Annotated in this window: 20 protein-coding genes and 2 tRNA genes; 3 read left to right on the forward strand and 19 right to left on the reverse strand. The window is 69.0% G+C overall.

The window, feature by feature from the left end; translation table 11 throughout:
* Positions 1-2: 2 nt before the first annotated feature.
* The 5 genes from METY_RS10790 to fdhE form a co-directional block, all read right to left on the reverse strand.
* Positions 3-98: transfer RNA gene (locus tag METY_RS10790), tRNA-Sec, on the reverse strand.
* 9 nt (positions 99-107) lie between these two features.
* The gene (gene selB / locus METY_RS10795; protein ID WP_103121399.1) at positions 108-2,063 is read right to left on the reverse strand and encodes a selenocysteine-specific translation elongation factor; all 1,956 of its coding nucleotides are present in this window, start codon (positions 2,061-2,063) and stop codon (positions 108-110) included.
* Entirely contained in the window at positions 2,060-2,860 is an 801-nt protein-coding gene (locus METY_RS10800; protein ID WP_103121400.1) for a tetratricopeptide repeat protein, read from the reverse strand. Before METY_RS10800 ends, selB begins: the two co-directional genes overlap by 4 nt.
* Entirely contained in the window at positions 2,857-4,281 is a 1,425-nt protein-coding gene (gene selA, locus METY_RS10805; RefSeq protein WP_103121401.1) for an L-seryl-tRNA(Sec) selenium transferase, read from the reverse strand. Before selA ends, METY_RS10800 begins: the two co-directional genes overlap by 4 nt.
* A gap of 27 nt (positions 4,282-4,308) precedes the next feature.
* The gene (gene fdhE, locus METY_RS10810; protein WP_103121402.1) at positions 4,309-5,283 is read right to left on the reverse strand and encodes a formate dehydrogenase accessory protein FdhE; all 975 of its coding nucleotides are present in this window, start codon (positions 5,281-5,283) and stop codon (positions 4,309-4,311) included.
* Between the two features lie 267 nt (positions 5,284-5,550).
* On the opposite strand from fdhE, the gene METY_RS21225 reads away from it, so the two are divergent.
* Complete coding sequence (locus METY_RS21225) at positions 5,551-5,694, forward strand: hypothetical protein (protein WP_200819657.1); 144 nt, start codon at positions 5,551-5,553, stop codon at positions 5,692-5,694.
* Positions 5,695-5,799: 105 nt separating this feature from the next.
* Here the strand turns inward: METY_RS21225 and METY_RS10815 are convergent, their stop codons facing one another.
* From METY_RS10815 to fdnG, 3 genes are read right to left on the reverse strand one after another with little or no spacing between them, the layout of a single operon-like run.
* On the reverse strand, positions 5,800-6,465 hold the full coding sequence (locus METY_RS10815; RefSeq protein ID WP_103121403.1) for a formate dehydrogenase subunit gamma: 666 nt from the start codon (positions 6,463-6,465) through the stop codon (positions 5,800-5,802).
* Positions 6,465-7,403, reverse strand: coding sequence for a formate dehydrogenase subunit beta (fdxH, locus tag METY_RS10820; RefSeq protein WP_103121404.1), 939 nt, complete (start codon positions 7,401-7,403; stop codon positions 6,465-6,467). Before fdxH ends, METY_RS10815 begins: the two co-directional genes overlap by 1 nt.
* 15 nt (positions 7,404-7,418) lie before the next feature.
* On the reverse strand, positions 7,419-10,502 hold the full coding sequence (fdnG, locus tag METY_RS10825; protein ID WP_103121405.1) for a formate dehydrogenase-N subunit alpha: 3,084 nt from the start codon (positions 10,500-10,502) through the stop codon (positions 7,419-7,421).
* A 257-nt stretch (positions 10,503-10,759) separates the two neighbouring features.
* On the opposite strand from fdnG, the gene METY_RS10830 reads away from it, so the two are divergent.
* Both METY_RS10830 and METY_RS10835 read left to right on the forward strand, forming a co-directional pair.
* Positions 10,760-11,008 (forward strand): sulfurtransferase TusA family protein, encoded by a 249-nt coding sequence (locus METY_RS10830; protein ID WP_103121406.1) that lies wholly within the window; start codon positions 10,760-10,762, stop codon positions 11,006-11,008.
* Between the two features lie 300 nt (positions 11,009-11,308).
* Positions 11,309-11,384 (forward strand) — tRNA-Lys (locus METY_RS10835).
* A 121-nt stretch (positions 11,385-11,505) separates the two neighbouring features.
* On the opposite strand, the gene METY_RS21065 is transcribed toward METY_RS10835, so the two are convergent.
* The 11 genes from METY_RS21065 to METY_RS10885 form a co-directional block, all read right to left on the reverse strand.
* A complete protein-coding gene (locus METY_RS21065; protein ID WP_160147343.1) occupies positions 11,506-13,089 on the reverse strand; it encodes a hypothetical protein in 1,584 nt (527 codons plus the stop codon).
* A gap of 72 nt (positions 13,090-13,161) precedes the next feature.
* Positions 13,162-13,347: a hypothetical protein gene (locus tag METY_RS10845; RefSeq protein WP_103121408.1), complete on the reverse strand. Its 186-nt coding sequence runs from the start codon at positions 13,345-13,347 to the stop codon at positions 13,162-13,164.
* A 57-nt stretch (positions 13,348-13,404) separates the two neighbouring features.
* On the reverse strand, positions 13,405-14,625 hold the full coding sequence (locus tag METY_RS10850) for an AI-2E family transporter (protein ID WP_103121409.1): 1,221 nt from the start codon (positions 14,623-14,625) through the stop codon (positions 13,405-13,407).
* 267 nt (positions 14,626-14,892) lie between these two features.
* Positions 14,893-16,206 carry an HlyD family type I secretion periplasmic adaptor subunit gene (locus METY_RS10855; RefSeq protein ID WP_103121410.1) on the reverse strand — a complete coding sequence of 438 codons (1,314 nt, stop codon included), beginning with the start codon at positions 16,204-16,206 and terminating at the stop codon, positions 14,893-14,895.
* Complete coding sequence (locus METY_RS10860) at positions 16,203-17,951, reverse strand: type I secretion system permease/ATPase (RefSeq protein WP_103121411.1); 1,749 nt, start codon at positions 17,949-17,951, stop codon at positions 16,203-16,205. The genes METY_RS10855 and METY_RS10860 overlap by 4 nt, the downstream gene beginning before the upstream one ends.
* 150 nt (positions 17,952-18,101) lie before the next feature.
* Positions 18,102-19,226 carry a tRNA guanosine(34) transglycosylase Tgt gene (tgt, locus tag METY_RS10865; RefSeq protein ID WP_103121412.1) on the reverse strand — a complete coding sequence of 375 codons (1,125 nt, stop codon included), beginning with the start codon at positions 19,224-19,226 and terminating at the stop codon, positions 18,102-18,104.
* 13 nt (positions 19,227-19,239) lie between these two features.
* Positions 19,240-19,545: a hypothetical protein gene (locus METY_RS20860; protein ID WP_146035708.1), complete on the reverse strand. Its 306-nt coding sequence runs from the start codon at positions 19,543-19,545 to the stop codon at positions 19,240-19,242.
* A 13-nt stretch (positions 19,546-19,558) separates the two neighbouring features.
* Entirely contained in the window at positions 19,559-20,668 is a 1,110-nt protein-coding gene (queA, locus tag METY_RS10870; RefSeq protein ID WP_103121413.1) for a tRNA preQ1(34) S-adenosylmethionine ribosyltransferase-isomerase QueA, read from the reverse strand.
* Between the two features lie 19 nt (positions 20,669-20,687).
* The gene (locus METY_RS10875) at positions 20,688-21,140 is read right to left on the reverse strand and encodes a DMT family transporter (RefSeq protein WP_103121414.1); all 453 of its coding nucleotides are present in this window, start codon (positions 21,138-21,140) and stop codon (positions 20,688-20,690) included.
* A gap of 14 nt (positions 21,141-21,154) precedes the next feature.
* Complete coding sequence (locus METY_RS10880; protein WP_103121415.1) at positions 21,155-21,616, reverse strand: peptidylprolyl isomerase; 462 nt, start codon at positions 21,614-21,616, stop codon at positions 21,155-21,157.
* A gap of 39 nt (positions 21,617-21,655) precedes the next feature.
* Complete coding sequence (locus METY_RS10885; protein WP_103121565.1) at positions 21,656-22,207, reverse strand: peptidylprolyl isomerase; 552 nt, start codon at positions 22,205-22,207, stop codon at positions 21,656-21,658.
* Between the last annotated feature and the right edge of the window lie 29 nt (positions 22,208-22,236).

Genomic DNA, 22,236 nt, shown 5'->3' on the forward strand with positions numbered 1-22,236 from the left:
ATTGGTGGAAGAGAGTGGGAGTCGAACCCACCGGAGACCGGCTGACGGCCCCCTCCGGCTTTGAAGGCCGGCCGCCCCACCGGGGACGCTTCTCCTCCGTGACGCGTTCACGCTTCGCTCTGCTCCGTCACGTCCTTGCGGCGGAACAGGTCGCGGCGGCGGCGGTTTATGCGCCGCTCGTCGCCGCGGCGGATGGTGACGCCGTGACGGTCGAAGAACTCGAGAATCTGTATGGCGACCTTGCGCCCGTTGTCGAGCCTGTCGCGAAGACGTGCGGCGGTGACGACGCCCGCCGGGTCCTCGGCCGCCGCCGTCTCCGCCACGTCGACCAACTCGGCGGTCGTCTCGCGCAGGAAGAAGTGGTCATGCGCGATCTCGTCCACGCGGCCGAGCCGGCCGACGAGCTTGAGCACCCGGCGCACGTCCGCCTCGTCCTCTCCAAGCTCCGCGCCAAGGTCGCGCACCCGCGGCGGGCGAAACCGCAGGTCGCCGGCGAGCCGCGGGGCGATCGCCTCCCACAGCTCCTCGTCCACGGGCGCGAGCCGGACGACGTGGCCCGGCAGCCGCGTCCAGGCGCCCTCCACCGCCACCTCGCCCGCGCGCTGAAGCGCGGCGAGCGCGGCGAGGAACGCCGGCGCCGGCAGCCGCGGCTCGGCGGCGAGGCGCAGCCGCTCCGCCCCCATGCCCTGCAGATCGGGATTGTCAGCATGGTAGGCGCCGAGCGTCTCGGCGACTGAAGCCGCGAAGGCGCGCCAGGTCTCGCCTCCGACGGCGACCACGCGCCCCTTGCCCGCAGGGAGGCGCATGAGGCCAAGCCGCGCGACGACGGCCGCCATCTCCGCGTCGGGCGCGTTGCGGTCGCGCATGAAGGCGTCGAGGTCGACCGCGTGCGGCGGCGCGGCGAGCAGGGCGGCGAGCGCGCGGCCATGGTCGTCGTGGGCGAGCGCCTCCAGTTGCGCGGCCCGCTCAGGGGAGCGTCGCCGCCGCGACGGCCCACGCAGGTCCAGGATGCGCCCGCCGGCGATGGTGCGGGCGCCGCCGACGTCGCGCAGCACGAAGCGATCGCGAGCGACCGCGGCGAGCGGGCGGTCCAGGACCAGCTGCGCGCGCGCCGTCGCGCCCGGCGGAATGGCGTCGCCGTCGATCGGCACCACGCGGGCGGCGATCTCGGCGGCGCCGTGATGCAGTCGCGCCGGGCTCCAGGCCGCGAGCGGCCGCGGCTCGGTCGCAAGCAGGGTCAGCTCCACGTCGAGACGATCGGTCGGCGCGTGCAGCTCCGCCGCCTGGACGACGTCGCCGCGGGAGATCGCGTCCTTGGTCACGCCAGGGCCGGCGAGATTGAGCGCGCAGCGCTCGCCGGGCCGCCCTTCGTCCGCCGGCTGGTTCTGCGCGTGGATCGCGCGCACCCGCGCCTCCAGCCCCTGGGGCGAGACGATCACCGCGTCGCCCACCCGCACGACTCCGTCGCGCACGGCGCCGGTCACCACCGTGCCGGCGCCCGACAACGTGAAGCTGCGGTCGACCGACATGCGGAATCGGCCCGCGGCGGGCCGCTTGGGCGTCTCCACGCGCGCCGCGTCCAGCAATGCGAGGAGCGGCGCGATCCCCTCGCCCGTCACGGTGGAGACCGGGACGACGGGCGCGCCGTCGAGCCTGGTGCCCGACAGGAGCGCGGCGACCTCGATCTCGGCCTCGAGCCGCCGGTCGTCGTCGACGAGATCGACCTTGGTCAGTGCGACGGCGCCCCTGGACACCCCGAGCATGTCGACGATGGCGAGGTGCTCGCGGGTCTGCGGCATCGGTCCGTCGTCCGCCGCCACCACCAGCAGCACGAAGTCGATCCCGCTGGCGCCGGCCAGCATGTTGCGGACGAAGCGCTCATGGCCGGGAACGTCCACGAAGCCAAGCGTCGCGCCGTCCGGCCGCGGCAGATAGGCGAAGCCGAGGTCGATGGAGATGCCGCGGGCCTTCTCCTCCTTCAGCCGGTCGGTGTCGACGCCGGTCAGCGCCCGCACCAGCGCCGACTTGCCGTGGTCGATGTGCCCAGCCGCTCCGACGATCACCGCGAAGGCGCGTCCATGGGCGCGCGGGCGGAAGCCTCGGCCTGGCGGGCCTCGTCGTCGGTCAGGGCGCCGCGGACCGCACCAAGGAAGGGCGCCGCCAGCGCGCTGCCGCCGGCTTCGGCCCTGAGCAGCCACCCGAGCGCCGCCGCATCGTCCTTCGCCACGCCCTGCCCCAGGTGCAGCGCGGCCCCCAGCATCGCCTGCCCGTCGGCGTCGCCCCGCCGGGCGGCCTCAGCCCACCAGCTGGCGGCCTCCGTCTTGTTGCGCTCCATCCCGAGCGCGTTGTTCGCCATCAGGCCGAGCCGCGTCATGGCGCTCGCGACGCCGTTCTCGGCGGCGGCCAGCGCCCAGTGGCGCGCCCCGGCCAGATCCTGCGCGGCGCCCTGGCCCTCTAGCAGCATCCAGCTCAGCATGTCCTGGGCTGCGGGATCGTCCTGCTCCGCAGCCTGACGGTAGAGGGCGAGCGCCGCGGCGTCGTCCTGAGGGACGCCCTCGCCCTTGAAATGAAGGGCCGCCAGATTGCGCCGACCGACGGCGTCGCCCGCGCGCGCGGCCTTTGCGAACCACTCCGCCGCCGTCGCCGGATCGCGCGCCACGCCCAGCCCTTCCGCGTAGCAGGCGCCGAGATTGCTCTGCGCCCGCGCCACGCCCTCGTCCGCCAGCACGCGCCACAGGGCGACGGCCGCGCCGTGATCGTCGGCCTGCGCGGCCTCGAACGCCTGCGACAGGCGCTCCTCGACGGACTTCCGCGGCGCCGGCGGGGTAAAGCGGGCCTTCAGGCGATCGATCCAGCTCATGCGGCGGCTCCAACCCGCGCCGAGGCGAGCTCCGCCAGCATGGCGTCGAAAACGACCTCGTCGTCGAGCCCGCGCAGGTCGAAGATCAGGCGATCCTCCGCGATGCGGCCGATCACGGGGACCGAAAGCCCGCGAAACGCCGCCGCGAGCTCGGCCAGCGCGGAGCCGGCCCGCTTGCCCTCGATCGCGGACACCGCGAGACCGCCGCTCGGGATCGCCGCCAGCGGCAGCGCGCCCGAGCCGATCTGGCTCTCGGCGTCGACGACGCCGACAGCGAACGCGGGGCCTGCGGCCTCCCCCAGCGCGGGCGCGAACCGCGCCGCGAGGGCCTTCAGCGCATCGGCCGGCCGCGCGAGCAAGGCGAGCGTGGGCAGGCGCTGCGCGAGGCGGTCGGGATCGCGGTAGAGCTTCAGCGTGGCCTCGAGCGCAGCGAGCCGAAGCTTGTCCAGCCTCAGCGCGCGCTTCAGGTGATTCTTCGCGAGCCGCTTCACGAGATCCGCCCGTCCGACGACGAGGCCCGCCTGCGGGCCGCCGAGCAGCTTGTCGCCGGAGAAGGTGACGAGGTCGGCGCCGTCCGCCACCGCCTCTTGAACGGTGCGCTCGCGCTGCAGGCCATAGGCCGAGAGATCGACCAGCACGCCGGAGCCGAGGTCGTCGACAAGCGGCAGACCGCGCTCGCGCGCCAGAGGCGCGAGTTCCTTCGCGGCGACCTCCTTGGTGAAGCCCTCCACCCGGTAGTTCGAGGGATGGACCTTCATCAGAAGGGCGGTCTCGGGACCGATCGCCTCCGCGTAGTCGGCGAGATGGGTGCGGTTGGTGGTTCCGACCTCCACCAGCCGGCAGCCCGCGCGCGCCATGATGGAGGGCATGCGGAAGGAGCCGCCGATTTCGATCAGTTCCCCGCGAGACACGATCGTCTCGCGGCCCTCGCTCAGCGAGTTCAGGGTCAGCAGCACGGCGGCGGCGTTGTTGTTGACGGCGACGGCGTCCTCCGCCCCGGTCAGCTCGCGCAGCAGGCCCCGCACATGGTCGTCGCGCTCGCCGCGCCGGCCTGTGGCGACGTCGAACTCGAGCGCGGTCGGCGAGCGCATGGCGGCGGTGACGGCGGCGATCGCCTCTTCGCTCAGCAGCGCACGCCCGAGATTGGTGTGCAGCACCGTGCCGGTGAGGTTCAGCACGCGCCGCTGGCTGGGCGCGTCGTCCGCCTCCAGCCGCGCCGTCGCGACGATCGCGATCCGCTCCACGGACACGTCCACCGCCGCGCCCGCGAGCCAGGCGGACCGCGCCGCGGCGAGGCTCGCGCGGACTGCGGCCACCGTCGCCACCCGACCGTAGCGCTCGATCGCGACGGCCGCCTGCGGCGCCGCGAGAACGCGGTCGACGGCGGGGAACGGCGGGCGGGCGGCGGGGCTGTCGTCCATGCGGTCGGCGCGTCCTGACGGAATCGATCAGTACCCCAGAAGATAGGGGTTGAACGCCGCCCGCGCCCAGCCCGCTTCCCGGACCTTGAGGTCCAGGCCCAGCGTGGCGACGTCGTCCGCCACCGGATCCATGGCGGGATCGAGATGGTGATGGAAGATCTTTAGATAGAGGCCGCAGGTGTCGCAGCATTCGGCCTTGGCGGTCGCCTCGTCCTTGCGCGCCCGTCCGGCCGGGGCCTCGCTCGGCGAGTCAGCCAGCGTCTCGCCGTCCTCGGACAGCGCGTGGTACGAGATCTTGTCGGTGGCGTCGCAGGCCACGCATTTGATGCGGACGTGGTTCCAGAGCGTGCCGCAGAGGCTGCAGGCGACGTAGCGCGCGCCGTGGGCGCTCGACCAGCCCACCACGAGGCTCGCGACCGGCGGGCCGCCACAGGCCGGACAGGCGCCGACGCCGACCGGCTGCAGCCGAGCGACCTCCAGCTGGGAGGCGAGCCGCGCGAAATGCACCTGCAGCGCGGCGGCCGCGAAGACGTGTTCGGCCAGCGTCTCGAGCGACGTCGCGGTCTCGATGACGTCCACCAACAGGCGCTCACGGAACGCCCGGTCGCCTTCGGCGATGCGCCGGCGGGCATCCGACGCCTGCTCCGGCATGGGCAGGTCGGCGACCGCAGCGACCAGCCGCTCCAGCGTCGCATGCGCCGCCTCGTCCAGGTCGAAACGTGCGCGGTCGATCGGCGGCATGCCGAATTCGAAGGCCCGGTCGAGCGCGTCTTTCTGGGGCAGCTTCGGCTCCGGCAGATCGCTCAAGATGTGATGCTGCGCGCGCGCGAGCCCGCTGAGAAAGCGCAGGTAGGCCTCGAGCGGATGGCCGGAGGCCAAGGCCTGGAAACGCGCGGCGCGGTCTGCGAACAGCCGCGCCGGATCAGGAGCGACCGCGAAGTCGGGCTTGGCGACCGCGCCAACGTCGATCGGCGTCGGTTCGATAGAGGCGGGACCGGCCATGGGACACTCCGAAACGCAGGCGAGAGAGGATGCTAGCACGCGGCGGCGGCGCGGACGCGGCGACCGGGCCGGGAGGCGTCTTCCGCGGCCGATCTCGCGACCGGCGCTTGAAAGCAGGCCAGAGCCGGGACGCTGGATCACCGGAAGCGTGCGCCGCGCACGGGTCAGCCATGCTTAGACGAAGGTTTAATGCCGCGGGTTGGTATGCCAAATACCAGCCATCGAGTTTCAAGGACGCGGCAAACGTCCCAACCCGAGGTGCAGACCATGACCGCCATTCTCGTCGATACGTTCTCCGGCTCCGCCTTCGGCGGCTTCTTCTCCCGCTTCCTCAGCGAGTTCGAGGCCTTCTTCGAAGAGCAGGGCCGCGCGCTTTATCACGCTCATCGCGACTATCCGTTCGGTCTCTGAGCCGAACGTTCCGAACGCCGCTCGCTGTCGAGCGGCTTGAAGGCTTGAGCGGCCGGATCTCAGCGAGATCCGGCCGCTTCGCGTTTCGTCCACCGAGCGCCCGGCTCAGTCGTGGCTTTGGCCCTTGGCCTCCTGACGCAACCACTTGCGGTGGTGACGCCAAGCCCAGCCGCCGGTGACGCGGCCTTCGGTCATGCCGCGGATCGAGCCCTTGACCCAAATGCCGGCGTAGACGTGGACGATGATCAGCAGGATCGCCGCGATCGCCGCAAGCGAGTGCACCAGCGCCGCGAGGCGGTTCGTGCCGATGCTGACGACCCCGTGGAAGTACTCGTCCCAGATCACGAGGCCGGTGGCGAACAGCACGACGATCAGCAACGCCGTGCCCCAGAACACCATCTTCTGGCCGGCGTTGTACTTGCCGAGCTCCGGAAGGCGCTCCTCGTCGCCCTTCACCACGTCGCCGATCTGCGACACCCACTGGGTGTCGTCGCGGTTCCAGAGGTTATGGCTCCAGAACCGCACGAACAGGATGGCGAAGCTCGCGATCAGCACCACGCCCAGCCAGGGGTGGAACGCCCGTGTGTTCGCTCCGCCTCCAAACAGCTCGGTGAGGAAGAACAGGCTGGGGTGGAACAGCGCCAACCCGCTCAGGGCGAGCAAAGTGAAGGTGGCGGCGGTGATCCAGTGGTTGACGCGGGCGGAGGCCCCGTAGCGCCGGACCTCCGTCCGCTCCACCATGATGGGACGACGTTCGATCTCGACGGCCATCAGAGCGTCCTCGTCTCAGGCGTCGGGTCGGACCGAGCGCCCTCCTCCGCAAGATCCGCGGCGTTCTCCTCGTCCGTTTCCGACACCCGGTTCGGCCCCACCACCGTGTGGTGGAAGAACGCGCCGACGGCCGCGAAGGCCAACGCGCCGAGAGCGAGGATCTTGCCCGTGCCCTTCCAGGCCGAGACCAGCGGGCTGATCTGCGGATCCTTCGGCAGGCCGGCGTAGATCTCCGGCTTGTCGAGGTGGTGCAGCACGTACATCACGTGCGTGCCGCCGACGCCGGCCGGATCGTAGAGCCCCGCGTTGGCGAAGCCGCGGGACTTGAGGTCCGTGATGCGGCGGTCCGCCTGCTCCTTCATGTCGTCCTTGGTGCCGAACATGATGGCCGCTGTCGGACAGGCCTTGGCGCAGGCCGGCCCCTGACCGACCGCGACGCGGTCGGAGCACAGCGTGCACTTATAGGCCTTGCGGTCGACCTGGCTGATGCGCGGGATGTTGAAGGGGCAGCCCTTCACGCAATAGGCGCAGCCGATGCAGTTTTCCGACACGAAATCGACGATGCCGTTCGTGTACTGGACGATCGCCCCCGGCGAGGGGCAGGCCTTGAGGCACCCGGGATCGGCGCAGTGCATGCAGCCATCCTTGCGGATCAGCCACTCGAAGTTGCCGGTGTCCGGGTTGTCCCATTCGCTGAAGCGCATCAGCGTCCAGCTGTTCGCCGTCAGGTCGTGCGGGTTGTCGTAGACCCCCGTGTTGACGCCCACCTCCTCGCGCAGGTTGTTCCACTCGAGGCAGGCGGACTGGCAGGCCTTGCAGCCGATGCATTTCGACACGTCGATCAGCTTCGCGACCTCGAGCCCCGTCGACCTTACGGCCGGCGGGGTCGAGGTGGAGGCGGAGCGCCGCTTGATGTCGAGGGACTGATACGAAGCCATGGTGTCAGCCCTCCCTTACGCCGACGCCGGAGCCGAGGTCGGCTCGATGTTGACCAGGAACGCCTTGTACTCGGGCGTCTCGATGTTGGCGTCGCCGACGAAGGGGGTAAGCGAGTTCGGGTTGTAGCCCTTCTTGGTCTTGCCCATGAAGCCCCAGTGCTGAGGGATGCCCACCACGTGGACCGGCCGCCCGTCGACCATCAGCGGCTTGATGCGCTTGGTGACGACCGCCTTGGCCTTGATCGACCCGCGGTTCGACCACACCCGCACCCAGCCGCCCTTCTCGATGCCCTTCTCCTTGGCGAGCTGCTCCGAGATCTCGACGAAGAACTCGGGCTGCAGCACCGCGTTGACCCAGACGTGCTTGGTCCACTGATGGAAGTGCTCGGTCAGGCGATAGCTGGTCGCGACGTAGGGGAACTTGTCGGCGTTCCCCAGCGCCTCGAGGTCGGCCTTGAAGATGCGCGCGGCGGGATTGCCACGGATCTTCGGCGCGATGGCGTTCGCCACCGGCGCCTCGAAGGGCTCGTAGTGCGACGGGAACGGCCCGTCGCGCATCATGCCGCGGGAGAACAGCCGCGCCACGCCCTCGGGGTTCATGATGAAGGGTCCGACCGACTGCTCCGGCTTCACGGTCGGGCCGTAGTCCGGCACGTCGTAGCCGCCCCAGCGCTCGCCGGTCCACCAGACCAGCTTGCGCGACGGATCCCAAGGCTTGCCGGAGACGTCCGACGAGGCGCGGTTGTAGAGGATCCGCCGGTTGAGCGGCCAGGCCCAGGCCCATTTGGGCGCGAGGCCCGTGTCGCCGGGGTCGGAGGTGTCCCGCCGGGACATCTGGTTGCCGGCCTCGGTGTAGCAGCCCGAGTAGATCCAGCAGAACGAGGCGGTGGAGCCGTCGTCCTTCATCTGCGCGAAGCTGTCGAGCAGCTTGCCCTTCGCCACCAGCACCTTGGTGGGGTCGTTCGGATCGGTCACGTCGGCGAGCGCCGTGCCGTTCATCTCGCGCGCGAGCTCCTCGGCCGCCGGCTCCTCCGGTTGGCCGTAAGGCCAGCGCAGGTTGACGATCGGGTCCGGGAAGGCGCCGCCCTCGTTGAGATAGAGCTCCTTCAGCCGCAGGTGCAAGCCGGCCATGATCCAGGTGTCGGCCTTGGCCTCGCCGGGAGGCGACACCGCCGCGTTGTGCCACTGCAGCCAGCGGCCGGAGTTCACGATCGAACCCTCGTCCTCGGCGAAGCAGCTGGTCGGCAGCTGGAACACCTCGGTCTGGATGTCCGCCGTTTTCACGTCGTTGAACTCGCCGTGGTTCTCCCAGAACCGCGAGGTCTCGGTGTCGAGCGGGTCCATCGTCACCAGGAACTTCAGCTTGGCGAGGCCCGAGGTGATCTTCGCCCGGTTGGGGAAGGTCATCAGCGGGTTGAACCCCTGGCAGAAGTAGCCGGTGATCTTGCCCTGGTTCATGAGCTCGAACGTGCGCAGCACGTCGTAGGTCACGTCGAGCTTGGGCAACCAGTCGAAGGCCCAGTTGTTCTCCGCCGTCGCCTTGTCGCCCCACATGGATTTCTGGAACGAGACGAAGAACTTCTTGTAGTTCTGCCAGAAGCTGGTCTGGCCAGGGCGCAGCGGCTTGAAGCCGCGCGTCGACATGTAGGCGTTGAAGTCGGGCTCCTTCTCCGTCGGCAGGTTCATGTAGCCGGGGAGCGAGTTCGACAGCAGGCCGAGGTCGGTGAGACCCTGGATGTTGGAGTGGCCGCGAAGGGCGTTCATGCCGCCGCCGCGCACGCCGATGTTGCCCATCAGCAGCTGGATCATCGCCATGCCGCGGATGTTCTGCGCGCCCTTGGAGTGCTGGGTCCAGCCGAGCGCGTACATCGACGTCATGGTCTTCGTCGGCGTCGAGCACTCGGACATCATCTCGGCCACCTTCAGGAACTTGTCCTTCGGGGAGCCGCAGATCTTCTCCACCATCTCAGGCGTGTAGACCGCGAAATGCTGCTTCATCAGCTGGAAGACGCAGCGCGGGTCCTGCAGGGTCGGGTCGACCTTAGCGTAGCCCTGCTCGTCCATCTGGTAGTCCCAGGACGAGCGGTCGTAGTCGCGCTTCTCTTCGTTGTAGCCCGTGAACAGGCCGTCCGACCACGCGAACTCCGGCTTCACCAGGAAGGAGGCGTTGGTGAAGGCCTTGACGTACTCGTGCTGGATCTTGTCGTTCTGAAGCAGGTAATTGATGACGCCGCCGAGGAAGGCGATGTCGGTGCCGGGCCGGATCGGGCAATAGAAGTCGGCGACCGAGGCGGTCCGCGTGAAGCGCGGATCGACGACGATCAGCTTGGCGCCGCGGTTGGCCTTGGCCTCAGTGACCCATTTGAAGCCGCACGGATGCGCTTCCGCCGCGTTGCCGCCCATGACGACCACGAGGTCCGTGTGCTTGATGTCGCCCCATGCGTTCGTCATGGCGCCGCGACCGAATGTTGGGGCGAGACTCGCCACCGTCGGTCCGTGTCAGACGCGCGCCTGGTTGTCGAAGGGCAGGACGCCGAGGGAGCGGATGACCTTGTAGGTCAGCGTTCCCGTCTCATTGGTCGTGGCCGAGGCCGCCAGGAACCCGACCGAGGTCCAGCGGTTGACGGTGACGCCGTCCTTGCTGGTGGTCTGGAAGTTCTTGTCGCGGTCGTCCTTCATCAGGCGCGCGATGCGGTCGAGCGCGAAGTCCCAGGTCACCCGCTCGAACTTGTCGGAGCCGGGCTTCCGGTGCATCGGGTACTTCAGCCGCGTGTCCGCATGCACGAAGTCCAGAAGCGCCGCGCCCTTGGGGCAGAGCGTGCCACGGTTCGTCGGATGATCCGGATCGCCCTCGACGTGCAGAAGCGAGGCGTGTGTGTTCTTGGACCTGTCGCCGAGGCTGTACAGGATGACGCCGCAGGCCACGGAGCAGTAGGGGCAGATGTTGCGGGTCTCGGTGGTGCGGGCCAGCTTGAACGGCCGCACCGCTTGCGCCATGGCCTGTTCGGCGCCGCCGAACCCCATAGCCCCGAGAGTGGTCCCGGCAACGCCCGCGCCCGCCGTCCGTAGGAACTGGCGCCGCGAAAGTTCGCCGATCATCTGGGAAGCGTCCTCCCTCCTGAGCCGACCGCCCTCCAGCCGCCGGCGAAATCAAAGCCGGACGTTCCGCCGGCTATGCCGGCTATTTAGGATTTGAATAGGTCGAATGTCAAACGCCGCCCAACGGGAAGCGCGAGGAAAAGCCCTTTGTTTGTAGTTGGTTATATCGGCGGTTGCCGACGTGCGCGAAGCTGTGACAGGAATTTCGCCCCACGCTGCAATGCACCAGGCAACCACCCCTACGAAGACCCTCAGCCGTGACCGAACCCACGACGCTCGATCTCAGGGGGCTCCGCTGTCCGCTTCCCGTGCTGCGATTGCGGAAGGCGCTGCTCGGCAGCACCGCGGGGACGACGATCGTGGTCCTGACCGATGACCCGCTGGCCGCTCTCGACGTGCCCAACTTTCTCCGGGAAAACGGCGACGAACTGCTCTCGAACGATCCCGACGCCGGCGGCCGGCGGTTCGTCGTCCGGCGCGGACCCGGACCGGAGACAACCGGCTGACGACATCGGTTCGCATGCGCCTGACCGACTCCCTGCGCCTGCATTTCCTCAACGGGCCTCGGCGGCCGACGCCGCTGAGGGTCTGCTGAGGGTCTGCTCGTTCGTCGTGCCGGCGTTTTTTGACCTGATCGAGCCGGTCGCCCCGCCGGACCGGGCCTCCGGCCCCGGGTTCACCGGCCGGCGGAGCGCCGCGCTCCCGCCCGCCCTCTTCGCGGTCCCACCCTCAGCCCGAACTGCGAAACCCGCTTGAAAGCGAAGCGCCCCCCAACTAGTGTCCGCGCCGCGCCGCATGCCGGTCGCGAGCGCGTAGCTCAGTTGGTAGAGCAACGGACTTTTAATCTGTAGGTCCTGGGTTCGAGTCCCAGCGCGCTCACCACCACTCGGGCATCGGACCTCGGCGTCGCCGGGACCCCTCTCCCGCCCATTGTTCGTCAGGACATCGCGCGGGCTCTCGCCGCCGTGAACCCTTGCGCGTCCTTACGACGCGCCGCGGGCGGCTACGCCTGGGAGCCGCCGAAAAGGAAGTCTCCGGCCTCTACCGCGGGCGCGCCGCGCAGCGTGGCGAGGAGGACCGCGTTCGCCGAGCCTGAGCCGTCAGAATCGAAGAAGAGTTTTCCGGTGTCGAGATCATAGACAAACAACGTGCCGGCCTCTGTCGCCCTCCCCGTCGTGTTGATCTCGACCGAGGACGCGCTTCCTCTCCAAAGGGAGATGGCGTCTTCGCCGGATTCAAAATCTGAAATCACGTCAGCGCCGTCGCCTGCGCGCGTAAACACGAACGTATCCGCGCCGGCGCCTCCGATCAGCACGTCCCTGCCGCCGGCCCCTCGGAGAACATCGTCGCCCGCGCCACCGACCAGCCGATTGCCCGCTGCATCGCCGCTCAAGTGATCCGAATAAGCTGACCCAACCACGTTCTCGAAGCCGCGAACGCCACCCGTCCCCTGGGCCTTCCCAGCGGCGAGATCCACGCTGACCCCGCGGGAGAACGCGGCATAGCTCAACACGTCGATGTCGTCGCCGCCGTCTACGAGGCCGGTCGTGCGGGAGCCGTCGCGGATGTTGAAGACGTCGTCGCCGGCGCCGAAGGCGATGGCGACGCCGGCGCCCCCGTGGATATGCCCGCCGTTCGTCACCGTGTCGTCCGAGCCGGAGGTCAGTTCGAGACCGAAGCTCGACCGGCCCCAAATTACTCCGTCGTTCACCAGGCGAAGGCCCAGACCCGCGTCGCCGGAACTCCGGACGCCAACGTCGCCGCCTACGATCCGACCTTCGGAATGGTTTTCGATCGATCCCGCGCCGGTGTCGACGCCGACTGAATCTGAGCCGGCGCCGGCACGGATGTCACCGTCGTTGACGATGGTCACGCCGAACTCCGACGACGCGCTTTGGTAGACGACGACGCCCCGGCTTACGCCGAACCGGTCCGCCAGTCCCACGATCTCGCCGCTGTTCTCAATCCGTCCGAGCACTTCTTCGCCGGCGACGCCGGCCCCGCCGAGGCCAACGATCCTAGCGCCGTCCTCGTTGTTGATCACCAAGCCGGCCGGCGTCGCTCCGTTCGGTAGGCTCGACCGCAAAATGCCGTAGCCGTCACCTGCGATCCGCGCGCCGGGGCCGCGGTTGATGATCAAACCGAAACTGTCAGCGTCGACTTCGACCCCCGCCGCGAAGCTCGCAGTCGCGCTCTGACCGCCGATGATGGTCCCGGAGTTTGAAAGCTCGAACTGGGCGCGCAAATAAATCGCGTCGGTTTCCGCCGACCAAATCGCCCCTGCGTTTGCGATCGAAACGCGCAGCTGCGGCGAACCATCGACGTCGATCGCGTTTCCCTCGACCGACGACAGCGAACCTGATGCGAGGTTGTTGACGCTCAGCGAACCCGCTTCGGCGCCGAACGTGTCGATGGCCGCGGCCTGGCCCCGGATGACGCCGCTGTTGAGCACCGACCCGCCGCCGTCGGCCGCCACCGCCGCCGTCCTTGAAAGAACGACGAGCCGGCCCTCGACCTCCAGGGTATCTCCAGCCAAAGCCACCGACGACGTCCGTGTCGATCCGGCGGGAACCAGAACGTCAGCCATGCAAGTCACTCCGAGACGGTGGAATCCTCCTCGAAGTTTCGAGCCGAGGCAAGACCGGCGACATGATGTATATTACATCGGCGGCTCGACCATCGGCGGCTCGGGCGGCGAGATCGGCTCATCGTCGATCGAGGGGTCGATCGAGGGGTCGGGGTTCGGCACGATGTCCGGATCCTGGACCGGGACCTCGTCGGGGATCGGCGGGCGCACCGGCTCGCCGGGCATGGGCGGGTTCGGGACGTTCGGGCCTGCGGGCATGATGTCCTCCTGTAAACGGTACCTCCGGACAACCCGCCGCGACCGGCTTCGTTCCGATCACTCGGCCGGCGCCGGGCGTCCGACGACGCCGCGGCCGCGCCTCGAACGGCGGCGCACAATGCGGTATCTGCGCACCGCGCGGCGGTCGGCCTCCTCCTTCAGCGCCACCTGCGGCAGCAGCAGGTGCTTCATCAGGACCAGCGCGATCACCAGCAGCGGCACGGCGAGGAAGGCGCCGACGGGGCCCCACAGCCACAGCCAGAAGGCCAGCGCCAGCAGGACCAGCAGCGGGTTGATGGTGAAGCGGTGGCCGAGAACCATCGGGGTCAGGATGTTGCCTTCGATGAAGGTCAGCAGCACGAAGGCGAGAGGCGGCGCCGCGGCGGCGAGCGTCGTGTCGAAGGTCACCAGGCTGACGCCCGCGAGGATCAGCGTCAGCAGCGCGGGGCCGAGGAAGGGCGCGTAGTTCAGCACGAAGGCGAGGGCGCCCCAGAGCGAGGGGCTCGGCAGGCTTAGCGCCCACATCAGCAGGGTGGTGGCGATCCCGAGCGCGAAGTTGATGACGGTGATGGTGACGAGATAGTCCGAGACCCGGGCTTCGACGTCCCGCATCACGCGGCCCGCCGTCAGCCGCGCCTTGCGGCCGAGGCAGAGGCCCAGCAGCCCCTGGCGGATCTGGGTGCGCGTCGCGAGGTAGAAGAACAGCGTGCACAGGAACAGGGCGGCCTGGCCGATCAGGGCCGGGGCGGACAGCGCGGCGCTGGACAGCAACCCGGCGTGTTCCAGCACGACCTTGGGCGTCTGCTTGTCGCCCATGTTGGCGACCTTCTCCAGCGACTCCGAGACCTGCTGGATCTGGAGGAAGGTCGCGCGGAACTCGATGACCTTGAGCTGCAACGCGCGCCACAGCTCCGGCGCGCGGTCGATCCAGGATTGCAGCGGCAGCGAGAAGGCGTAGGCCGAGAGATAGACGAGCGCGATCAGCAGCAGCACCACCACGAGGGCGGCGAGCGTCGCCGGGACGCCCTTCCTCTCGATGCGGCCGATGCCCGGCCCGAGCAGCAGCCCGAGAATGACCGCCAGTGTCATCGGCATCAGGATTTCAGCGGCGAATTTGAGCGCGGTCGACAGCACGACGACAAACAGGCCGATCATGCTGACCTTGGCGCCGGAGTCGAGCAGACGGCCGATGGACGCGCCGCGCCGCTGCGCGAGCGTCAGCCTCTCGCTGCCGGCCGTAACCGTGAGCGGCTGCGAAACCTCGTCGGAGATGGCCAACGGTTGTCACCTTCCGCCTGCCCGAAGACAGGCTCATTGCCCCAGACAGGGCAAACCGCCAAGGGCTGTCGGAGGTTCCGCGAACGCGAAGGGAAACCAAGATCTCGGAGACGGAGGCGGCGACGAAATCGACGCGGGGGCGAGCTAACGCGCCCGTGGAGGCGCCGGAGGAAAGACCTCACGGCCGACGCGCCCCCGGCGGACGCGCAAACTACGCGGACCTGAGCGACTATCTGCTCGCGGCGACATGCGCGCGTCCGCGCATGATCACTGCTCGCGGAAGCTGCGGCGGAACGAATGCACGATAGGGTCGAGGAAATACTCCGCCGCAACCCGCTTCTTCGCCTCGACATAGGCCTCGACCGGCGTGCCGGGCTTGAGGTCCTCGGGGCGCGCATAGGCGAGGAAAGCGCTGCGGTCGACGGTGACCTTGGCGGTGTAATAGGTCTCGCGCGTCTGGGGGTCGGTCATGATGTCGGCGGCGACCTGAAGCACCTGGCCTGGGATCATCGGCATGTCACGCTGGGCGAAGGTAAGGAACGACACCCGCGCCGGCATGCCGGCCTCGATGTTGCGGATTTCCTGCGGCGTGACCTTGCCTTCGATCACCAGATCGCCCTCGGTCGGGACGATCTCGAGGATCTCCGTGCCCGGCCGCACCACGCCACCGACCGTCTTGGCCTGCAGGTTGAGCACGAAGCCGGTCTCGGGCGCGGACACCGAGGTGCGCGTGAGGATGTCGCTCGTCGCCGACACGCGGGCCTCGAGGCTCGCGATCTCCGAGCGCGCCTTCGCAAGGTCGGTCGAGGTCTCGTTAAGGTGCTGCGTGACGACGTTGCGGAGCGTCACCTGCTTCTCGATGATCTCGGCCTCGGCCCGGCGGATGTCGGCGTTGAAGGCCGCGACGTCGGTGTCGAGCTCGGAACGCCGGCGCTGGAGAGCCAACATCTGCGGCTTCCGGGCGAGGCCCTTGTCGAACAGGCCTTGCGTATCGGCGATCTCGACGTCGATCAGGTCGCGTTGGGCGAGCGTGCCGCCAATGCGGTCCTTGTTGCCGTCGATCTGCGCCTGCAGCTTCCCGATCTGCGCCTTCAGCAGCTCCAGCCGCTCCGCCTGGTCGCGCCGGGTGGTCTCGAACAGCGCGCGCTGGCCTTCGATGAAGGCCGGCAGCGTCGGATCGCTGGGGTCGGCCTGGAAGGCGGCGGAAAAATCGATGCTCTCGGCGTTGGTCAGCTGGGCCGCGAGCCTTGCCGCCTCCGCCTGGCGGCGCGACAGCGTGTTGCGGAACTGCCCGTAGGCGGCCTGCGCCTGCGCGCGCTCCAGCGTCAGCAGGGGCTGGCCCCGCTTCACGAGGTCGCCTTCCTTCACGAGGATCTCGGCGACGATGCCGCCCTCAAGATGCTGCACGACCTTTCGGCTGGCCTCGGGACCCACGACGCCGCGCACCACGGCGCCGGCCGCGAGCGGCGCGGTCGTCGCCCACACCGCGAAGCCGCCCATGAAGCCGAACACCACGACGCAGCCCGCGAAGGTGACGCCGCGAAGCCGGGCGGAGAGTTTCGGCGAACGCGCCTCGCTCATCGTCCCGCTCCCGCCACGGCCGGCCGCGGCTCGTTCGGCACCGGCGCCATCAGTTCGCGCAGCACTTCGGTCGGCGGACCGAGCCGCGAGATCTGGCCGTTCTGCATGACCGCGACGCGGTCCGCGAGCTGGGCGAGCGCCGGCTTGTGGGTGACGAGCACCACGGTGACGCCGCGCTGCTTCAGCGCCGCCATGCAGGTGACGAGCGCGCGTTCGCCCTCCCCGTCGAGGCTGGCGTTGGGTTCGTCGAGCACGACGATGCGGACGTCGCCATAGACCGCGCGGGCGAGCGCGACGCGCTGGCGCTGGCCCCCGGAGAGCGGCGCGCCGCCGTTCACGAGCACGGTGTCGTAGCCCTGCGGCAGCGCCTGGATCAGGGCGTGGCAGCCGGCGAGCTTCGCCGCGTCCACCACCTTGGCGTCGTCGGGCTCGTCGAAGCGGGCGATGATGTCGCGGACCCGGCCCGAGAACAGCTCGGTGCCCTGCGCGAGATAGCCCACGTAGCGGCGGCGCTGATCGTCGCGCCAATGCATGATGTCGCCGCCGTCGAGCCGCACCGAGCCGCGGTGGGCCGCCCGCGACCCCACCATCGCGCGGCACAGCGTGCTCTTGCCGGAGCCGGACGGGCCGATGAAAGCGAGCGTCTCGCCCGGCGCCACGTTGAGCGAAACGCCCGCGATGATCGCGCGCTCAGCGCCCGGTGCCATCACAGTGACGCCGGCGAGCGTCAGCCGGCCCTCGGGCTGAGGCAGCGCGATCGGCTCCTCGACGATGGCCTCGGAGGCGTTCAGCAGCTCCGAGATGCGCTTCCACGCCGCGCTCGCCTGCTGGAGGCCGCGCCATGCGGCGATCGACTGGTCGAGCGGGGCAAGGGCGCGCGACAGCAGGATCGAGCTCGCGATCATGCCGCCGGGGGTGATGTGGCCGCCGAGGGAGAGCCAGGCGCCAAGCGCGAGCGTCGCGATCTGGGCGACGACGCGCAGGAACTTGCCCGCGCCGATCATCACCGTGCCGGTGTCGGTCGCTTCCGCCAGCAGCGCCGTCGAGGCGCTGTTCGCGCGGCTGGCGCGCTCGGCGAGCGGCCGGCCGAGGCCCATGGCGGAGACGGTGTCGACGTTGCGCGCGGCTTCCGCCAGCACGCGCTGCGCTTCCTGATGCCCCTGCGCGACCTTCTCGGTCGCCGGCTTGGTCACCCGGTCGTTGACGAGCGCGAGCGCGACGATCAGGACCGAGAACACGAGGCCCAGAAGGCCGAGGTAGGGATGGATGATGGTGCAGCCGAGCAGGAACAGCGGCATCCACGGCGTGTCGCAGAGCGAAGGCAGCGTCGGCCCCGACAGGAACGAGCGCACCGCCCGCAGGTCGTTGAACGGGGTGCCCTCGTAGGCGCCGGAGGAGGACTTCACGAGCCCCCGCTCGGCGCCCATGGCCGCGGCGAACACCGGCTCGAACAGCGTGTCCTCGATCCACTCGCCGATGCGGGCGAGCGTCCGCAGACGCAGCGACTCCAGCGCCGCGTAGACCGCGATCGACGCCGCCGCGATCAGCGTGATGTAGATCAGCGTCTCCACCACGCCGCTGCGCAGGACGCGGTCGTAAACCTGCATCATGTAGAGCGAGGGGACGAGCAGCAGCAGGTTGATGGCGACGCTGAAGAAGGCGAGCAGCCCGAGCGCGGCGCGGATCTCCGTCCTCACGCGCGTCAGAGCGACCGCGCCCGATCCCTTGCCTTCGATCCGCTTCATCAAAGTCCCCTCAAACCGACGCGACGGCGAGTTGTGGCCAAACGATCACCTCGGGACAAGTTAGTAGGATCCCGGCGCCTTACGATCCATGAACCTAGCCGGAGAAGATAACGAACTGGATATTAGTGGAATAACGAACCCGGCGCGATTTTACGAACCCCTGTCGCCGTCCGCCCAGCCCTTGGACGTTTCCAACGCGTAGTCGGCGAAACGCCCTTCGGCGATCGCTGCGCGGGCGCCCGCCATCAGGCGTTGGTAATAGGCGACGTTCGCCCAGGTCAGCAGCATCATTCCGAGGATTTCGCCGGCCTTCACGAGGTGGTGGAGGTAGGCCCGCGAGTAGTCCCGCGCAGCGGGGCAGTCGCTTTCAGGGTCGAGCGGCCTGGGATCGTCGGCGTGGCGGGCGTTCTTGAGGTTGATGCGGCCGAAGCGGGTGTAGGCCAGGCCGTGGCGTCCCGCACGCGTCGGCATCACGCAGTCGAACATGTCGACGCCGCGCGCGACCGACTTCAGCAGGTCGTCCGGCGAGCCCACGCCCATCAGATATCGCGGGCGGTCCGCCGGCAGCTCGGGCGTGGTCTCCTCCAGCATGGCGAGCATGGTCGCCTGCGGCTCGCCGACTGCAAGGCCGCCGATCGCGTAGCCGTCGAACCCGATGCCGACCAGCGCGCGCGCAGATTGCCTCCGCAGCTCCGCCACGTCCCCGCCCTGCACGATGCCGAACAGCGCCCTGCCCTCCGGCGCGCCGAAGGCCGCTTTTGAGCGCTCGCCCCAGGCGATCGACAGCCGCATGGCGCGCTCGACCTCCTCCGGGGTGGCCGGAAGCCGAACGCATTCGTCGAACTGCATGGAGACGTCGGCGCCCAGAAGCCGCTGGATCTCGATCGAGCGCTCGGGCGTCAGCCGGTGCTGCGAGCCGTCGATGTGAGAGCGGAACGTCACGCCGTCCGGATCGAGCTTCCGGAGCGCGGAGAGCGACATCACCTGGAAGCCGCCGCTGTCGGTGAGGATGGGGCCGGACCAGCCCATGAACTTGTGCAGCCCGCCGAGCGCCGCGACGCGTTCCGCGCCCGGCCGCAGCATCAGATGGTAGACGTTGCCGAGCACCACGTCCGCGCCCGTGTCGCGCACCTGGTCGGCGTACATCGCCTTGACGGTCGCGGCGGTGCCGACGGGCATGAAGGCCGGCGTGCGGATCGTCCCGCGCGGAAAGACGAGCGCGCCGGTCCGGGCGGCGCCGTCGGTCGCGGAGACGGTGAAGGGAATTAGATTCATCAGCTAAGTCAATTCATCCATCGTCTTTAACACCCAGGTACTCCAATTTAGTTGCATAAGTTATTTCATATTCATTACCAAGTTCGATTTGAAGTTCTTGCGATAGAATTCTACCATCCTCGTAAAAATTAATCACATCGCATTCACTTCTGAAGCCTGCATTATATGGATTATCCCAATCCATTGTATCATTGTACCGTTTCGCCCAATTGTTTAGTTTTTCTTTTAATTTCTCCGATATAGAAAATTCAGATGTATCAATATCCCCAAAATTGATATGATCATTCCACCAGATCGGCCAAGCTTTATACTCTGCCAATACCTAAATTTTTTCATAGCTCGCCACCTGAGTTTATCGCTGCAGGGCTGCTGTTGAAAAACAGGCACGCGTCGCCGTAGGAGTAGAACCGGTAGCGCTCGGCGATGGCGTGGGCGTAGGCGCGCTTGACGACGTCGAGGCCGGCGAAGGCCGCGATCAGCATCATCAGCGTCGACCGCGGCAGGTGGAAGTTGGTCAGCAGCGCGTCCACCGCCCGGAACGGGACGCCCGGCGTGATGAAGATGTCGGTCGCGCCGTCGAAGGCCGAAAGCCGACCGTCGAGGCCGACTGCGCTCTCTAGGAGCCGCGTCGAGGTGGTGCCGACCGCGACCAGCCGGCCGCCCGCGGCCCGTGCGGCGTTCAGCGCCGCGGCGGTTTCCGCCTCCAGCACGCCGTTCTCGAAATGCATGCGGTGGTCGTCGGTGTCCTCGACCTTCACGGGGAGGAAGGTGCCGGCGCCGACGTGCAGCACGGTCTCGTGGCGGGAGACCCCGCGGCGGTCGAGCGCCTCGACAAGGCGCGGCGTGAAGTGCAGGCCGGCCGTCGGGGCCGCGACGGCGCCGGGCTCGCGGGCGAACAGCGTCTGGTAATCCTCGCCATCGCGGGCGTCGGTCGCGCGCTTGCCCTCGATGTAGGGCGGCAGCGGCATCTCGCCGGCGCGGGCGATCGCAAGATCAAGGTCGGGCCCGGACAGGTCGAAGGCGAGCGTGACCTCGCCACCCTCCCCGCGGGCTTCCACGGTCGCGGCGAGTTCGCGGAGAAGGCAGGCGCCGCCCTCCGACCCGACCACCACCCGCTCGCCCGGGAGCAGCTTCTTGGCGGGGCGCGCAAAAGCCTTCCACCGCGCGCCGTCGACGCGCTGGTGCAGCAGCAGCTCGACCCGGGCCGCGCTCTCGCCCCGCAGCCGCACGGCCCGGAGGCGCGCCGGGATCACCCGCGTGGCGTTGACGACCAGCGCGTCGCCGGGCGCGAGCAGATCGGGCAGGTCGGAGATCAGCCGGTCCTCGAGCTCCGGCGTTCCGCCGGGACGCACCACGAGCAGGCGCGCGCTGTCGCGGGGGCTCGCCGGCCGCAGCGCGATCAGCTCCTCCGGCAGATCGAAGTCGAACAGGGAGACGTCCATCGCGGTCCGGCGCCCGCTCTCAGTACAGGCGCACGAGCAGCGCGCCGACGAACAGCGTCGCGATGCCCAGAAGGCGCAGCAGACTGAGCGGCTGGACCGGCACGCCGAGCACGCCGAAATGGTCGAGCAGCGCGGCGCAAAGAAGCTGCCCCGCGATCACGAAGGCGATCGTCGCGGCGACGCCGAGCTTCGGCACCGACAGGGTGACGACGACAATGAAGGCCGCGCCCAGCAGGCCGCCGCCGATCCACCAGCCGAGCGCGACGTCGCGGGCGCTCGCGAAGGCCGGCCCCACGACGCCCATGGCGGCGGCCGCCGTGGTGAGGGCGATCGTCCCCACCCAAAACGACACCGCGCTCGCCGCCACCGGCGACCCCAGGCGCTGCGCGAGGCCGGAGTTGACGATGCTCTGGAGCGCCACGCCGGCGCCGACCGCGAGGACCGGCAGCCCGAGCAGGAGTTTCGAGAGCATCGTCGGAAGCCTCCTCAGGCGTCCGCGGCGACCTTGATCGACACGATCTTGTCGGGATCGATCACCGGCTCGCCGCGCTTGATCTTGTCGATGTTCTCCATGCCCTCGGTGACCTGGCCCCAGATCGAGTACTGGCCGTCGAGCCACGGCGCGTCCTCGAAGCAGAAGAAGAACTGGCTGTCCGCCGAATTCGGGTCCATGGAGCGCGCCGCGGACACCGTGCCGCGGACGTGCTTCTCCTTGGAGAACTCCGCCTTGAGCTTCACGCCCGACCCGCCGCGGCCGGTGCCTTCCGGATCGCCGGTCTGCGCCATGAAGCCGTCGATCACGCGGTGAAACACCACGCCGTCGTAGAATTTCTGGCGGACGAGCTCCTTCACGCGGGCGACATGGCCCGGCGCGAGATCGGGGCGCAGCGCCACCACCACGCGGCCCTTGGTCGTCTCCAGAACCAGCGTGTTCTCGGGATCGCTCATGTCAGTTCCTCTCGTTGTCGTTGAGGTCGGAGCGCGGGATCAGCCCGCCGCGCCGACGAGGCGGGCGGAGGTCACCTTGTCGGGGTTCGTGACCATGCCGCCTGCGCCCGAGCCCTTGTTGAGCTTGTCGACGACGTCCATGCCCTGGGTGACCTCGCCCACGATCGTGTACTGCCCGTCCAGCCAGGGGGACGCGGCGAAGCAGATGAAGAACTGGCTGTTGGCGCTGTTGGGCGAACCAGCGCGCGCCATGCCAACCACGCCGCGCTTGAAGCTCTCCTTGGAGAACTCCGCCGGGACGTCGGGATATTTGGAGCCGCCGGTGCCGGTGCCGGTCGGATCGCCGGTCTGCGCCATGAACCCCGCGATCACGCGGTGAAAGGGCACGCCGTCGTAGAACTTCTCGTTCACGAGCCTGACGATTCGCTCGACGTGCTTCGGCGCGAGGTCCGGCCGCAGACGGATGGTCACCGCCCCCTTGGTGGTCTCGAGCACGATCGACGGCCCGGCCTTGGCGGGCGCGGTCTGCGCCGCGGCGGGGACGACGGCGGCGAGGCCGAACGCGAAGGCGAGTGCGAGCAGCAGCTTCATGGACAGCGTCCTCGGAAGGATCGAGCCGC

Origin of the sequence: Methylopila sp. Yamaguchi, assembly GCF_002897035.1 — a bacterium.
In the GTDB taxonomy this organism is placed as follows: Bacteria; Pseudomonadota; Alphaproteobacteria; order Rhizobiales; family Methylopilaceae; genus Methylopila.